The organism is Dactylosporangium cerinum, from assembly GCF_042653625.1.
Taxonomy (GTDB): domain Bacteria; phylum Actinomycetota; class Actinomycetes; order Mycobacteriales; family Micromonosporaceae; genus Dactylosporangium; species Dactylosporangium cerinum.
This window is the reverse complement of sequence record NZ_JBHSIU010000046.1, coordinates 54,688-68,394: the sequence shown is the minus strand read 5'-3', so window position 1 is coordinate 68,394 and position 13,707 is coordinate 54,688. Positions and strand designations below refer to the sequence as shown.

At 73.0% G+C, this 13,707-nt stretch carries 13 protein-coding genes; 11 read left to right on the top strand and 2 right to left on the bottom strand.

Annotated features, from left to right (window positions below):
• Nucleotides 1-358 precede the first annotated feature (358 nt).
• From ACFPIJ_RS34105 to ahcY, 3 genes are all read left to right on the top strand, one after another.
• A complete protein-coding gene (locus ACFPIJ_RS34105) occupies nucleotides 359-3,856 on the top strand; it encodes a DEAD/DEAH box helicase (protein WP_380121331.1) in 3,498 nt (1,165 codons plus the stop codon).
• A gap of 46 nt (nucleotides 3,857-3,902) precedes the next feature.
• Entirely contained in the window at nucleotides 3,903-4,625 is a 723-nt protein-coding gene (locus tag ACFPIJ_RS34100; protein ID WP_380121329.1) for an SWIM zinc finger family protein, read from the top strand.
• Nucleotides 4,626-4,743: 118 nt separating this feature from the next.
• Nucleotides 4,744-6,204: an adenosylhomocysteinase gene (gene ahcY, locus ACFPIJ_RS34095; protein ID WP_380121328.1), complete on the top strand. Its 1,461-nt coding sequence runs from the start codon at nucleotides 4,744-4,746 to the stop codon at nucleotides 6,202-6,204.
• Nucleotides 6,205-6,207: 3 nt separating this feature from the next.
• Here ahcY and ACFPIJ_RS34090 read toward each other — a convergent pair whose 3' ends face one another.
• Nucleotides 6,208-6,615: a hypothetical protein gene (locus tag ACFPIJ_RS34090; protein WP_380121326.1), complete on the bottom strand. Its 408-nt coding sequence runs from the start codon at nucleotides 6,613-6,615 to the stop codon at nucleotides 6,208-6,210.
• A gap of 51 nt (nucleotides 6,616-6,666) precedes the next feature.
• On the opposite strand from ACFPIJ_RS34090, the gene ACFPIJ_RS34085 reads away from it, so the two are divergent.
• On the top strand, nucleotides 6,667-7,068 hold the full coding sequence (locus ACFPIJ_RS34085; protein ID WP_380121323.1) for a GNAT family N-acetyltransferase: 402 nt from the start codon (nucleotides 6,667-6,669) through the stop codon (nucleotides 7,066-7,068).
• Here the strand turns inward: ACFPIJ_RS34085 and ACFPIJ_RS34080 are convergent.
• Entirely contained in the window at nucleotides 7,057-8,085 is a 1,029-nt protein-coding gene (locus ACFPIJ_RS34080; RefSeq protein WP_380121321.1) for an NAD-dependent epimerase/dehydratase family protein, read from the bottom strand. The two genes, ACFPIJ_RS34085 and ACFPIJ_RS34080, sit on opposite strands and share 12 nt — an antisense overlap.
• Before the next feature lie 114 nt (nucleotides 8,086-8,199).
• Here ACFPIJ_RS34080 and ACFPIJ_RS34075 point away from each other — a divergent pair, with 114 nt between their 5' ends.
• The 7 genes from ACFPIJ_RS34075 to ACFPIJ_RS34045 are packed head-to-tail and all read left to right on the top strand — an operon-like array spanning nucleotide 8,200 to nucleotide 13,706.
• Entirely contained in the window at nucleotides 8,200-8,853 is a 654-nt protein-coding gene (locus ACFPIJ_RS34075) for a glycosyltransferase family 2 protein (RefSeq protein WP_380121319.1), read from the top strand.
• The gene (locus ACFPIJ_RS34070; protein ID WP_380121317.1) at nucleotides 8,850-9,470 is read left to right on the top strand and encodes a TIGR04282 family arsenosugar biosynthesis glycosyltransferase; all 621 of its coding nucleotides are present in this window, start codon (nucleotides 8,850-8,852) and stop codon (nucleotides 9,468-9,470) included. The genes ACFPIJ_RS34075 and ACFPIJ_RS34070 overlap by 4 nt, the downstream gene beginning before the upstream one ends.
• Nucleotides 9,467-10,111, top strand: a complete 645-nt coding sequence (locus ACFPIJ_RS34065; protein ID WP_380121314.1) for a methyltransferase domain-containing protein — start codon at nucleotides 9,467-9,469, stop codon at nucleotides 10,109-10,111. The genes ACFPIJ_RS34070 and ACFPIJ_RS34065 overlap by 4 nt, the downstream gene beginning before the upstream one ends.
• Entirely contained in the window at nucleotides 10,087-11,205 is a 1,119-nt protein-coding gene (locus ACFPIJ_RS34060; RefSeq protein ID WP_380121312.1) for a molybdopterin-dependent oxidoreductase, read from the top strand. Before ACFPIJ_RS34065 ends, ACFPIJ_RS34060 begins: the two co-directional genes overlap by 25 nt.
• Nucleotides 11,202-11,597: a hypothetical protein gene (locus ACFPIJ_RS34055; RefSeq protein WP_380121311.1), complete on the top strand. Its 396-nt coding sequence runs from the start codon at nucleotides 11,202-11,204 to the stop codon at nucleotides 11,595-11,597. Before ACFPIJ_RS34060 ends, ACFPIJ_RS34055 begins: the two co-directional genes overlap by 4 nt.
• Nucleotides 11,594-12,943 (top strand): glycosyltransferase 87 family protein, encoded by a 1,350-nt coding sequence (locus ACFPIJ_RS34050; protein WP_380121309.1) that lies wholly within the window; start codon nucleotides 11,594-11,596, stop codon nucleotides 12,941-12,943. Before ACFPIJ_RS34055 ends, ACFPIJ_RS34050 begins: the two co-directional genes overlap by 4 nt.
• A complete protein-coding gene (locus ACFPIJ_RS34045; protein ID WP_380121307.1) occupies nucleotides 12,840-13,706 on the top strand; it encodes an LLM class flavin-dependent oxidoreductase in 867 nt (288 codons plus the stop codon). Before ACFPIJ_RS34050 ends, ACFPIJ_RS34045 begins: the two co-directional genes overlap by 104 nt.
• Nucleotide 13,707: the final 1 nt, after the last annotated feature.

The window sequence follows — 13,707 nt, the reverse complement described above, 5'->3', positions numbered from 1 at the left end:
CACCACACCCCCGCACCACCCGGCAATCCACGATCGTGAACCTTTACGCTCTCAGCGCAGCGTGAGGATCTCCACGGTGACCGAAGTCGCCGGCTGGCCGCGTGGACGACCACGTCGCGGAAGAACCCGACAGCCCTGACCGCGACGTCAAGGCGATCGAGGCGGGCGCCGCTCCTTCCACCGCGGCGACCAGCAGGTCGATCGGATGATCGTCGCGCATGGAAGGGCCCCACGTCACCGGCATCGGTGGCATTGCAGAGGCGCTTCGAGTGGGCCGGTTGTCATCAACGAAGCCACCCACGTGGACGTGCGCGGGCGGCGGCGTCGGTGTGGGCGCGGCACGCAGTACGGTCTTCAGGTGAACGTCGTGCACGGGGTCATCACCACGGAAGGCCGGCTCGCCTGCTGGGCGGAGACGCCCGCCGGCCCCGGCTCGGGTCTGCAGCGCCGTCCGCGGCGGGCAATCCCGCACCCGTTCGCGACGCTGCCGCCGATTTCCGGTGCGGTGGGCACCGCCGATCTGGCGCTGCCCACGGTCGGCGCCCGTCCCGCTCCGTCGCCGGAACTGTCCGCCCTTGCACCGGCAGACGCTTCCCGGACGATGCTGTGGACCGTCCCCGTGGTGCACGTCGCGGCCGGCGTCGAGCTCGAGCCCCTGCCGGTCACGGACCTCGACGCCCCCGAGCCCGAGACCGTGCCGATCGCTGACATCGACAGCCCAGCGCCCGAGACCGTGCCGATCACGGACATCGACAGCCCAGCGCCCGAGACCGTGCCGATCACGGACATCAACACCCTCACCGGTGGGCTGGCCGCCCTGGCCGGTGGAACGGATGCCCTCACCGGCGGGCCGACGGCGGGCCCTGGCCGAGGGCCGGTGGAGGACGTCCGGCCGGGTGCGTCGATCGGCGCGCTCACGGACCTGGTGACCTTCGCCGCCGACCTGGTGCGCCGCGGGCGGGTCCTGCCCGACCTGCTCGACCACCCGATCGAGGCCCGCTGGCGCCCCGTGCTGTGGGGCGACGACGCCGTCACGTTCGAGGCCCTGTGGCGCGCGATGCCGGGGATTGCCTGCGCCGCCGGTGACTGGACCGCGGAGGAGGCGGTCCGGGCGGCGCTGCACTTCCAGGTCGACGCGCTCGTGCGGGCAGCCCTCGGCGACCGGACGATCCTCGCCGACGGTCAGGTCCGCCAGGACGGCACCGTCCGTGCCTGGCTGGCCGCGCTCACCGGCCCCGACGCAGCCCTGCGCGAACGCCCGAACACCGCGCCGAACCCGACCGACAGACCAGGCCGCAACACCAGTCAGGACAGCCGCGACACCAGGCAGAACAGCGGCAGCGGCCAGGACGGCGGCAACACCAGACAGGACGGCCACGACACCGGGCAGAGCACCGACACCGGGCAGAGCAACAGCAGCGGGCAGGACGGCGGGAGCGGCAGCGGCCAGGACGGCGGCGGGTGGCACGGCGGCACCGCCATCGCACCCGGCCAGCGCACCGACGAGCCGACGGGCAACGGTGGCCGGGTGGTGCGGGAGAGCACCGACGTGCGGCGGGTGCGTGACACGATCCGCAGGTGGGCGGCGAGCGGGCGGCCCGCGGCGGTGCGGTTGTGCTTCCGGCTGAGCTTCGTCGAGGAGTTCGACGACGGCGAGGACGACGGCCCGGGGCCGGCCCGGGGCGGCGCGGTGCGGGTGGACGACGGGCGGGACGCATCCGGGTGGCTGGTGGAGTTTTTGCTGCAGCCGGTCGCCGAGCCCGGGCTGCTCGTGCCGGCGCAGGACGTGTGGCTGGACGCGTCGTCGCCGCTCTTCCGGTGGGTCGACTACCCGCAGGACGTGCTGCTGGAGGACCTGGGGCGGGCCAGCCGGCTCTGGGCCGAGCTGGACGAGGCGCTGCACCAGGCCCGGCCGGAGCACCTGCGGCTCGACACGATCGGTGCCTACGACTTCCTGCGGCACGCGGGGATACTGCACGACGCGGGCTTCGGGGTGTTGTTGCCGGCGCAGTGGCAGCGGCGGCAGGACCTGGGGCTGACGCTGACGACGCATACGGCGCAGCCGGCCAGCCCGGTGCTGCGGGACACCACGGCGAACCGGGACGCGATCGTGCGCTACCGGTGGGGTCTGGCGATCGGCGACGAGTTCCTCAGCGAGGCGGACCTGCAGGAGCTGGCCCGGGCGAAGGTGCCCCTGGTGCGGCTGCGGGGCCGCTGGGTGCACCTGGACCGGGAGCGGCTGCGGGCCGGGCTCGCGTTCCTCGCCCGCGGCGGGCAGGGGCACATGTCGGCCGGCGAGGCGATGCGGCTCGTCCGGCTCATCCCGGAGAGCGACCTGCCGCTGCCGGTCACCGGCGTCGACGGCACCGGGTGGCTCGCGGACCTGCTGACCGGACGGGCCGTGGAGCGTCTCGAGCTGCTCGACGCGCCGGCCTCGCTCAACGCGACCCTGCGCCCGTATCAGCGCAAGGGGCTGTCGTGGCTGGCGTTCCTGGACGGGCTCGGGGTCGGTGCCCTGCTCGCCGACGACATGGGACTCGGCAAGACCGTGCAGGTCCTCGCCCTCGAGGCGTTGCTGCGCGACCAGAGACGCCGGCCGCCGACGCTGATCGTGTGTCCGCTGTCGGTGCTGGGCAACTGGCGGCGCGAGATCGAACGCTTCACGCCGGGGCTGCGGGTCGCGGTGCACCACGGCACCGAACGGATGCTGCGGGACGACGTGGACCTGGTCCTCACCACCTATCAGGTGGCCACCCGCGACGTGGACCGGCTCGCGGCGCGGGACTGGGACCGGATCGTGCTCGACGAGGCGCAGCACGTGAAGAACAGCACCAGCGCCGCGGCCAGGGCGGTGCGGGAGATCCCGGCGCGGCACCGGGTCGCCCTCACCGGCACGCCAGTGGAGAACCGGCTCACGGAGCTGTGGTCGATCGCCGACTTCCTCAACCCCGGCATTCTCGGGCCGGCGAGCATCTTCCGGGCCCGCTACTCGGTGCCGGTCGAGCGCTACGCCGACGCCGACGCGGCCGCCCGGCTGCGCCGGGTCACCCGGCCCTTCCTGCTGCGGCGGGTGAAGACGGACCGGGCCGTCATCGCCGACCTGCCCGACAAGCTCGAACGCCGCCAGTGGTGCAACCTCACCCTGGAGCAGGCGACGCTCTACAAGGCAGTCGTCGACGAGCTCTTCGTCAAGCTGCGCGAGGGGCGGGCCGGCGACCAGCGCAAGGGCCTGGTGCTGTCGGCGATGACGAAGCTCAAGCAGGTCTGCAACCATCCGGCGCACCTGATGGGTGACGGCACGCCCCTCGCGGGACGGTCGGGGAAGCTGGCCCGCCTCGAGGAGATCCTCACGGCCGCGCTCGACGCCGGGGACCGGGCGCTGGTCTTCACCCAGTTCGCCAAGTTCGGCCACCTGCTGACGCCCTACCTCGCCGCGCGGCTCGGCACCGGGGTCGAGTTCCTGCACGGGGGCACCGCGAAGGGCGCCCGCGACGCGATGGTGCAGCGGTTCCAGTCCGGGGAGGGTCCGGGGGTGCTGCTGCTGTCGCTGAAGGCCGGCGGGACCGGGCTCAACCTCACCGCCGCCAACCACGTCGTGCACGTGGACCGGTGGTGGAACCCGGCGACCGAGCAGCAGGCCACCGACCGTGCCTTCCGCATCGGGCAGCGCCGCGACGTGCAGGTCCACACGTTCGTCTGCGTCGGCACCATCGAGGAGCGCGTCGACACCGTCATGGCGGAGAAGCGGACCCTCGCCGGGGTCGCCGTCGGCAGCGGCGAGGGCTGGCTCACCGGTCTGTCCACCGACGACCTCCTGGACCTGATGACGCTGCGGCCGGAGGCGATCGATGAATGACACCAGATGGTCCCACCAGTTCATCGCCATGTTGGAATCCTTGCGGATGGGTACGACATTTTCCGTCGGCCGCCGCTACGCCCGCGCCGGCAACGTCCGCTCGTTGACCATCTCCAGCAGCGTGGTGACCGCGCTGGTGCTCGACGAGGACGGCGGGACGTACCGGTCCCGGATCGGCACCAAGGCGTTCACCGCCGCGGACTGGGCCCGCATCGAGCGCGCCCTGTCGCAAGAGGCGCGTTACGCGGCCAAACTGCTGGCCGGCCACCTGCCCGACGATCTGCAGAACCTCCTGGACTCCTTTGGCCTGTCGCTGTTCCCGCAGAGCCTCGCCGAGCTGGTCCTGGACTGCGACTGCCCCGGCTGGCAGAAACCGTGCCGCCACCTCACGGCCGCCTGCTACGTCCTGGCCGAGGAGTTCGACAGCGACCCGTTCCAGATCCTCGCCTGGCGCGGCAAGGGCCGCGACGAACTGCTCGAACAGCTCCGCGGGCACCGGGTGTCGGCGCTGCGCCACGTCGGCAACAGAGAAGCGCCGCCGGAGAACACGACAAGCGCAGGGTTCTGGACCGCCGGCCCGAGACTGCCGAAACCCGCGGAACCGTTGCCCGGCACCGTGATCCGCAGCGACGCCATCCTCGACCAGCTCGATCACCTGGGGCTGACCGCCGGCCGGTTCGAGGTCGGTGACCTGCTCCGTGACGTCTACCGCACACTCGGTTGCGGCGACGCCGAGCGAGACGGTACCGTCGAATCCAATCGCGGCTGAAAACGTCGCGGTCGCGGTCGAGAGGCGCTGCGACGAGCCCTGAAGGGCTCGCCACGCTCGGCCGTTGACTACCCTTGACCCAAGGGCGCCTCCTGTCACCGGGAGGTGACCTTAGGCTATGCACAAGTTCCTGCAGACGCGCAACGGGATCGAGTTCGCCGTTGCCGACCTGTCCCTGGCGGCCGCCGGCCGCACCCAGATCCGCCTCGCCGAGCACGAGATGCCGGGCCTGATGGCGACGCGGCGGGAGTTCGCCGACGCGCAGCCGTTGCGGGGCGCGCGGATCGCCGGTTCCCTGCACATGACCGTGCAGACCGCGGTGCTCATCGAGACGCTCGTCGCGCTCGGCGCCGAGGTCCGCTGGGTCTCCTGCAACATCTTCTCCACCCAGGACGAGGCGGCCGCCGCGGTCGTCGTCGGCCGCGACGGCACGCCGGAGGAGCCCAAGGGCACGCCGGTGTTCGCGTGGAAGGGCGAGACCCTCGCCGAGTACTGGTGGTGCACCGACCAGCTGTTCGACTTCGGTGACGGCCTCGGCCCGAACATGATCGTCGACGACGGTGGCGACGCCACGCTGCTGGTGCACAAGGGCGTCGAGTTCGAGGCAGCCGGTCAGGTGCCGCAGCCCACGGCCGAGGACTCCGAGGAGTTCGCGTTGGTCCTCGGCACCCTCGCCGACAGCCTCGCCAAGGACAACCGGCGCTTCACCAAGATCGCCGCCGGCATCCGCGGTGTCACGGAGGAGACCACCAACGGCGTCAAGCGGCTCTACAAGCTCGCCGAGTCCGGTGAGCTGCTGTTCCCCGCGATCAACGTCAACGACTCGGTCACCAAGTCGAAGTTCGACAACACGTATGGCATCCGGCACTCGCTGCTGGACGGCATCAACCGGGCCACGGACGTCATGCTCGCCGGGAAGCTCGCCGTCGTCTGCGGTTACGGCGACGTCGGCAAGGGCGCCGCGGAGGCGCTGCGCGGCATGGGTGCCCGGGTCGTCGTCACCGAGATCGACCCGATCTGCGCGTTGCAGGCCGCGATGCACGGCCTGCCCGTGGTGCGGCTCGAGGACGTGGTGGAGACCGGTGACCTGTTCATCACCACCACCGGCAACAAGGACATCATCATGGCCGCCGACCTGGCCCGGATGAAGCACAACGCCATCGTCGGCAACGTCGGCCACTTCGACAACGAGATCGACATGGCGGGCCTGCAGAAGGTCCCCGGCATCGTGAAGAACGAGATCAAGCCGCAGGTCGCCGAGTGGACGTTCCCCGACGGCCACGCGGTCATCGTCCTGTCGGAGGGCCGCCTGCTCAACCTGGGCAACGCGACCGGACACCCGAGCTTCGTGATGTCCAACAGCTTCACCAACCAGACGATCGCGCAGATCGAGCTGTTCACGAAGCCGGACGGATACGAGCGTCAGGTCTACCGCCTGCCGAAGCACCTCGACGAGAAGGTTGCCTCGCTGCACCTCGAGGCGCTCGGCGTGCGGCTCACCGAGCTGAGCAAGGAGCAGGCGGAGTACATCGGCGTGGACGTGGCCGGCCCGTACAAGCCGGAGCACTACCGCTACTGAGTCTCAGCGACTCTCCTCGCAGAACCGTTTGAATCCCTTGAGGTCCATGTGCAGCCGGGCGTGCAACGCGGCGTCCGGCTGCCGCTCATACATCCGCACCAGGCTGTCGTCCAGCTCCGCGACCGCCACGACGTCGGTGGCGTCGTCGCCGGCCGCCGACAGCCAGAACGACTCGACCAGCGCGTCACTGTCCCAGCGGACGAACCGGCCCGGCTCGACGTCGGCGAGGACCGCGTCGATCTCGACCCGCCGCCCGCCGATGTCCAGCGACAGATGCGCCGCGGTGTCGTGCACCGGTGTGACGCCGAGGACCCCGGACATGAAGCGTGCGTATTCGCTGAACCGCACCAGATGCTCGTACGCGGACATCGGCGACACGGCCACCCGCATGGTGTCCTGGGTGACGATCATGACACACCACCCCCTTGGCAGTTCAACCGTACGCCCAGAAATGAGCAGCGCATGATCCGGCAGTTCCAGTGGACCGACTACGACGCCGTCGTCTCCGTCTGGGCGGCGACGGGCCGGGACGTCGTGCCCCGCGCCGAACTGGAGGCCAAGCTCCTCCGCGACCCCGAACTGTTCCTGGTGGATGAGGCGGACGGCGCGGTCACGGGCGTGGTGCTCGGCACCTACGACGGTCGTCGGGGCTGGATCCTGCGGCTCGCCGTACACCCGGATCAACGACGACAGAAGATCGCGACGCGACTCGTCGAGGAACTCGAACGCCGCCTGGCGCTCCTCGGCTGCCCGCGGATCAACCTCATGGTCCTGCCGGACAACGCCGCCGGGCTCAGCTTCTGGCAGCGGCTGGGCTACCTGCCGGTCCCGGACGTCCTGTGCACAAAGCCGCTACGACCGTAGGGCGGCCGTCGCGAAGTCCCGCATCCCCTCCTCGAGGCCGACCCGGGCGGTGAAGCCGAGCTCCGCGCCGGCGCGCACCGGCGCGGCGACCACGTGCCGCACGTCGCCGGCGCGGAAGTCGCCCGTGACGACCGGTGCGGGGCCGCCCATGGCGCCGGCGAGCGCGGCGGCCATGGCAGCGACGGTCGCCGGCCGGCCGGAGGCGACGTTGTAGGCCCGGAACCCGCCGGCAACCGCGGTGGCGTCGACGGCGAGGACGTTGGCGGCGGCGACGTCCGAGACGTGGACGAAGTCGCGGCGCTGCGCGCCGTCCTCGAACACCCGCGGCGCCCGGCCGGCGGAAAGGGCGGAGCGGAAGATGGCAGCGACGCCGCTGTACGGCGTGTCGCGGGGCATGCCCGGCCCGTAGACGTTGTGGTACCGCAGCGCGACGGCGGTGCCCGCCCCGGCGATCGACCACGCCTGCACGAGGTGTTCCTGGGCCACCTTGGTCGCGGCGTACACGCTGCGGGGGCACAGCGGGGCGTCCTCGTCGACGTCGACCGGCTCCAGTCGGTGCCCGCACGACGGGCAGCCGGGCTCGAACCTGCCCGCGGCGAGGTCGGCCTCGACACGTGGGGCGGGTGCCGTCGGTCCGTGGGCGGCGCAACGGTAGGCGCCTTCGCCGTACACCACCATCGAACTGGCCAGGACCAGCCGCCGCACGCCCGCGCGGGCCATCCCGGCGAGCAGCACGGCGGTGCCGAGGTCGTTGCAGCCGACGTACTCCGGCAGGTCGGCCAGGTCGACGCCCATGCCGACCATCGCCGCGTGATGGACGACCACGTCGACCCCGTCCAGCGCGGCGTCGACCGCGTCCCGGTCGCGGACGTCCGCCCGCGCGAACGTCGGGTCCGGGCTGCTGTGCGCGGCCGGATGCAACGCGTCGAGCACCGCGACGTCGTGGCCGGCGTCGTGCAGGGCGCTGACGACGTGGCTGCCGATGAACCCGGCGCCGCCGGTGACGAGAATCCGCATGACCCTGACGCTAGGCAAACGCCGGACCGGGCGGGCGGCCGTGTTCGCGGTTCGTAATGGTTGGTTCGCTGCACGTAAGATCTTTGCCTGCTCACCGTCGGTAGCGTCCGATCCGTGCCAGATGTCGTGTTGCCTTGTCTCAACGAAGCCGCCGCGTTGCCGTGGGTGTTGTCCCGGCTGCCGGACGGCTACCGTGCGGTCGTCGCCGACAACGGCTCCACCGACGGGTCGCCGGCGATCGCCGCCGCGCACGGAGCCGTGGTCGTCCACGCCGCCCGGCGCGGGTTCGGTGCCGCCGCGCACGCCGGTCTGGAGGCCGCGACCGCGGACGTCGTGTGTTTCATGGACGCCGACGGCTCCTTCGACCCCCGGCAGCTTCCGCTGGTCGCCGAGCCGGTCCTGGACCGCCGGCTCGACCTGACGCTGGGCCGGCGCCGCCCGACGAGCATCCGGGCGTGGCCCGTGCACGGCCGGATCGGCAACGCCGTCGTGGCGTGGCGGTTACGGCACGCGACCGGGATCCGGGTGTACGACCTGGGCCCGATGCGCGCGGCCCGCCGCGAAGCGCTCCTGGAGCTCGGCCTGCTGGACCGCAGGTTCGGCTACCCCCTCGAGATGGTGGTCCGCGCGGCGGAGGCCGGGTGGCGCATCGCCGAGGTCGACATCAACTACGCGCCGCGGATCGCCGGCGGCCGGTCGAAGGTCACCGGCACGGTCCGCGGCACCGCCCGGGCCGTCCGGGACATGACGAAGGTGCTGAGCCGATGACCACGACCCCGGTGCAGCTGCTGCTGCTCGCGAAGACCCCCGTGCCGGGACGGGTGAAGACCCGCCTCTGCCCTCCGTACACGCCGGCGCAGGCCGCCGCGATCGCCGCGGCGATGCTCGCCGACACCGTCGACGTCCTCAGTGCCGCGCCGAGCGTCGCAAGGACCCTCGTCGTCGACGGCGACCTGCCCGCGCCGCCGGGCTGGCACCGCCGGCCACAGCGCGGCGACGGGCTCGGGGAGCGCCTCGCCGCCGCGTACGCCGACACCGCGCGGCCGGGCGTCGCCACGCTGCTCGTCGGCATGGACACCCCGCAACTGCGGATCGGGCACATCGTGGCGGCGTGCGCGGCGCTGGCGAGCGCCGACGCCGTGCTCGGCCCGGCCGAGGACGGCGGCTGGTGGGCACTCGGCCTCCGGGATCCAGCGATGGCCCGAATACTGAAAGGCGTGCCGATGTCCACTTCGGACACCGGGGCGGCGACCCGGGCCGCGCTGCCCGGCCTGCGGGTGGCGACGCTGCCGACGCTGCGGGACGTCGACACCGCAACCGACGTGCGGGCCGTCGTCGCCGACTGCCCGCAGAGCCGTTTCGCGCGATCGGTGGCCGTTGCATGAACGCCCCGGTTTCGGTGTACGGCGCAGCACTGCGCCGGGCCGCCCGCGGCGAGGACGCGGCAATGGACCTGATCGACCCGGACGGTGCCGTGGTCCGGGCCCTCGACGCCGGCGCCTGGTCGGGCCGGCCCAGGCCCGGCGACCAGCAGCTCATCGACCGGTGCGCGGACGGCACCCTCGACCTCGGTTGCGGGCCCGGCCGGCTCATCGAGGCCGTCGCCGCGACCGGCCGCCGCGCCCTCGGCGTCGACGTCAGCCCGCAGGCGGTGCGGTACGCCCGGCGCCGCGGCGCACCGGTCATCCACGGCAACCTGTTCGGCCCGCTGCCGGGCGAGGGCGGCTGGGCCTGCGCGGTCCTCGCCGACGGCAACATCGGCATCGGCGGCGACCCGGCCCGCCTGCTCGGCCGCTGCCACTCCCTCATCGCCACCGCCGGCAGCGTCCTCGTCGAGGTCGACCCGCCCGGCAGCCGGACCTGGAGCGGGCACGTCGCGCTGACCGGCGCCGACCGGACCAGCACCACCTTCGCGTGGGCGTTCGTCAGCGCCGACGACATCGCCGCCATCGCACGCGACGCCGCGCTGCGGCTCGCCGGGACCTGGACGGAGGCCAGCCGATGGTTCGCCCACCTGACGCCCTGACCGCGCTGTCACGCCGGTTCACCTCGCCGCTGCGCTCGCCGCGGCTGACCGCCCACCTGGGGCTGTGGCTCGCGGCGGCCTTCACCGTGTGCTTCGCGACCGGCCTGCTCAGCCACGCGATCCAGCACCCACCCGGCTGGTTCCACTGGCCGGCGCGCCCGGTGCAGCTGTACCGCATCACCCAGGGACTGCACATCGCGACCGGGCTCGCCTGCTTCCCGCTGCTCACCGCCAAGGTGTGGTCGGTGTTCCCGAAGCTGTTCGCGTGGCCGCCGGCCCGCAGCGTGCCGCATGCCCTGGAGCGGGGTGCGGTGGCACTGCTGTCCGGCGCGGCCCTGTTCGAACTCGTCACCGGGCTGCTGAACATCGCGTACTGGTACCCGCTGATGCCGTTCGGGTTCGTCGGCGCGCACTACTGGACCGCGTGGCTGCTGATCGGCGCGATGCTCATGCACGTCGCGGCGAAACTGCCCGTCATTGCCACGGCGCCGCCTGCGGACCGGTCCCGTCGCGGGGTCCTCGCGCTCGTCGGCGCCGCGGCCGGCGTCATCACCGTCGCCACCGTCGGGCAGACCGTCCGGCCGCTGCGGCGCCTGTCCGTGCTCGCCCCGCGGCTGCCGGACGTCGGCCCGCAGGGCCTGCCGGTCAACAAGACCGCGGCCGCGGCCGGCGTGACCACCGTGGACGGGGACTACCGGCTGACCGTCAGTGGGCCCGGTGGCCGGCACTCGCTCAGCCTCACCGACCTGGCGGCGCTGCCGCAGCACACCGTGTCGCTGCCGATCGCGTGCGTCGAGGGGTGGAGCGCCACCGCCGACTGGACCGGGGTCCGGGTCGTCGACCTGCTCCGGCTCGTCGGCGCCGCCGACGTGGACCTGCCGGTCGCCGTCGAGTCGCTGCAGCCGGCCGGCGCGTACCGGACGTCCACATTGGAGCCGGGACCGGCCCGGGACCCGCTGACGCTCCTCGCACTCCGGGTCGGCGGCGCGCCGCTGCACCCGGACCACGGCTACCCGTGCCGGCTGATCGCGCCGAACCGCCCGGGCGTCCTGCAGACGAAATGGGTCGGTGCCCTCACCGTGCTGTCCGCATGAGGGCCGCGCTGCTCGCCGCGGGCCTCGCCGTGACCGGCTACGGCGCCTACGGCTGGCTGACCCACGACGGCTCGCAGCCGCTGGGGCAGTTGGTCTTCCTCGCCGTCCTGCTCGTCACGCACGACTTCGTCGTCGTCCCCGCCGTCATCCTGGCCGGCGCGGCGCTCGCCCGCTGGGTGCCGGGACCGGCACGCACCCCGGTCCGCGCGGCGCTCGTCGTCAGCGCGGCGGTGAGCGTGGTGGCGCTGCCGTTCATCGTCGGGGCCGGCCGGATCGCCGACAACCCGTCCGCGTTCCCGCAGTCCTACGGCCGCGGACTGGCCCTCGTGCTCGCCGTGGTGTGGGCGGTGGCGGTGGCGTGGACGGCGGCCAACGTCAGGCGGCGACGGTGACGGCACGGAGGATCGCTGCGGCCACGTGCCTCGTCGCGACGGTCGCTGCGGTGTTCCTGCCCGGCCGCTGGTACCTGCTGATGTGGGTGCCGTTCGCGGCCGGCGCCTACCTGGTGTGCCGCCTCGACCGCCGCACCGCGCTCGTCCTCGTCCTGCTCGGCGGGGCCGCGCTGCCACTCGCCGCCGCGATCGAACCGCCGAACAGCAGCGACGACATGTACCGCTACGTCTGGGACGGCCGGGTCCAGCGCGCCGGTGTCGACCCGTACCGGTTCCCGCCGTCGGCGCCGGAGCTGACCGGCCTGCGCGACGGCTTCCTGTGGCCGGACGCCTCGAACTGGTGCGTGCCCAGCGGCTGCACGCGGATCAACCGGCCGGACGTGCCGACGATCTACCCGCCGGTCGCCGAGGCCCTGTTCGCGGCGGTGCCGCCCGGCCACCGGGAACGCCCGATGCAGCTGACCATGTCCGCGTTCGCCTTCGGGACGGCGGTGTTGCTCTGGTGCGCGCTGCGCCGCCTCGGCCGTGATCCGCGCCGCGCCGTCCTGTGGGCGTGGTGCCCCCTCGTGGCTCTGGAGGCGGGCAACAACGCCCACGTCGACGTGGTGGCCGTCGGTGTCGCGGCCGCCGCCCTGTACGTGCTGGCCCGCGCCCGGACCGGGCGGGCCGCCGCGCTGGGTGGGTTGCTGCTCGGACTGGCCGTCGCCACCAAGCTCACCCCGGCGCTGCTCGGCCCGGCGGTCCTGCGCCGGCGGCCGGTGAGCGTCGCGGTGGCCGCCGCCGGCGCGATCACCGCCGTCTACCTGCCGCACATCCTGGCCGTAGGCCCCGCGGTCCTCGGCTACCTGCCCGGCTATCTCCACGAGGAGGGTTACTCGAACGGGTCCCGGTTCGCGCTGGTGAGCCTGCTGCTACCGGCGCCGCTGGTCGCTCCCGCCGCGGTGCTGCTGCTGGTCACGGCCGCGCTGTACGCACTCCGGACCGCGGATCCCGACCGGCCCTGGCGGGGCGCCGCCGTCATGGTCGCCGCCGCGCTGCTCGTCACCGCACCCGCCTACCCGTGGTACTCGATGCTGCTCGTGATGCTCATCGCGTACGGCGCTCCCGCCGAATGGCTGGTCCTCGCCCTCGCCGGCACGTTGACGCAGCTCGCGTCCGACCTCGGTCTCGCGACGTCCGTCGTGCAGCGCGCCGGGTACGGCGCCGCACTGGTCGTGATCGTCGCCGGCATAGGATCACGACATGCGTCTCGGTGTGCTGCTGCTCCCGACCGACCCTTGGCCGCAGACCGTCGCCCGCGCGCGGCATCTCGAGGCGCTCGGCTACGCACACCTCTGGACTTATGATCACTTGTCGTGGCGGCGGTACCGGGACCGGCCGTGGCACGCCGCGCTGCCGTGGCTGACCGGGCTCGCCGGTGTCACCAGCCGGGTGCGGCTCGGCACGATGGTCACCTCGCCGACGTTTCGCCACCCGGTGTCCCTCGCCAAGGAGGCGATGACCCTCGACCACGTCAGCGACGGCCGGCTCACGCTCGGGATCGGCGCCGGCGGCACCGGTTTCGACGCCACCGTGCTCGGCGAGGAGGTGCGCACGCCGCGGCAGCGGGCCGCGCGGCTGACCGAGTTCGTCGAGGTCCTCGACGGGCTGCTGCGCGAGCCGGCGTACTCCCACCGGGGCGAGCACTACACGGTCGAGGACGCGCGGATGATCCCGGGCTGCGTGCAGCGGCCCCGGCTGCCCCTCGCGATCGCGGCCGCCGGCCCGAAGACCCTGGCCCTCGCCGCCCGGCACGCCGACGCGTGGATCACCTACGGCGAGCCGGACGCGGCCGACCAGTCCCCCGCCGCGATCGAGGCCGCGGTCAGGAAGCAGGCCGCGATCCTCGACGAGCGTTGCGCGGAGATCGGCCGGGACCCGAAGTCCGTGGACCGGATCTACCTCGTCGGCAACACCGAGGAGCGGCCCCTGGCCAGCGTCGCGGCGTTCGAGGACTTCGTCGGGCGGTACCGGGAGCTCGGCTTCACCGACATCGTCTTCCACGACCCGCGCCCGGACGACCCGGTGTGGACGGAGGACCCGGCGATCGTCGAGCACCTCATCCGCTGAG

Excerpts from the sequence above, each read along its gene's own strand:
- ACFPIJ_RS34100 (WP_380121329.1), top strand. The coding sequence starts at position 3,903 with ATGGGTACGACATTTTCCGTCGGCCGCCGCTACGCCCGCGCCGGCAAC.
- ahcY (WP_380121328.1), top strand. The coding sequence starts at position 4,744 with ATGCACAAGTTCCTGCAGACGCGCAACGGGATCGAGTTCGCCGTTGCC.
- ACFPIJ_RS34090 (WP_380121326.1), bottom strand. The coding sequence starts at position 6,615 with ATGATCGTCACCCAGGACACCATGCGGGTGGCCGTGTCGCCGATGTCC.
- ACFPIJ_RS34085 (WP_380121323.1), top strand. The coding sequence starts at position 6,667 with ATGATCCGGCAGTTCCAGTGGACCGACTACGACGCCGTCGTCTCCGTC.
- ACFPIJ_RS34080 (WP_380121321.1), bottom strand. The coding sequence starts at position 8,085 with ATGCGGATTCTCGTCACCGGCGGCGCCGGGTTCATCGGCAGCCACGTC.
- ACFPIJ_RS34070 (WP_380121317.1), top strand. The coding sequence starts at position 8,850 with ATGACCACGACCCCGGTGCAGCTGCTGCTGCTCGCGAAGACCCCCGTG.
- ACFPIJ_RS34065 (WP_380121314.1), top strand. The coding sequence starts at position 9,467 with ATGAACGCCCCGGTTTCGGTGTACGGCGCAGCACTGCGCCGGGCCGCC.
- ACFPIJ_RS34060 (WP_380121312.1), top strand. The coding sequence starts at position 10,087 with ATGGTTCGCCCACCTGACGCCCTGACCGCGCTGTCACGCCGGTTCACC.
- ACFPIJ_RS34055 (WP_380121311.1), top strand. The coding sequence starts at position 11,202 with ATGAGGGCCGCGCTGCTCGCCGCGGGCCTCGCCGTGACCGGCTACGGC.
- ACFPIJ_RS34045 (WP_380121307.1), top strand. The coding sequence starts at position 12,840 with ATGCGTCTCGGTGTGCTGCTGCTCCCGACCGACCCTTGGCCGCAGACC.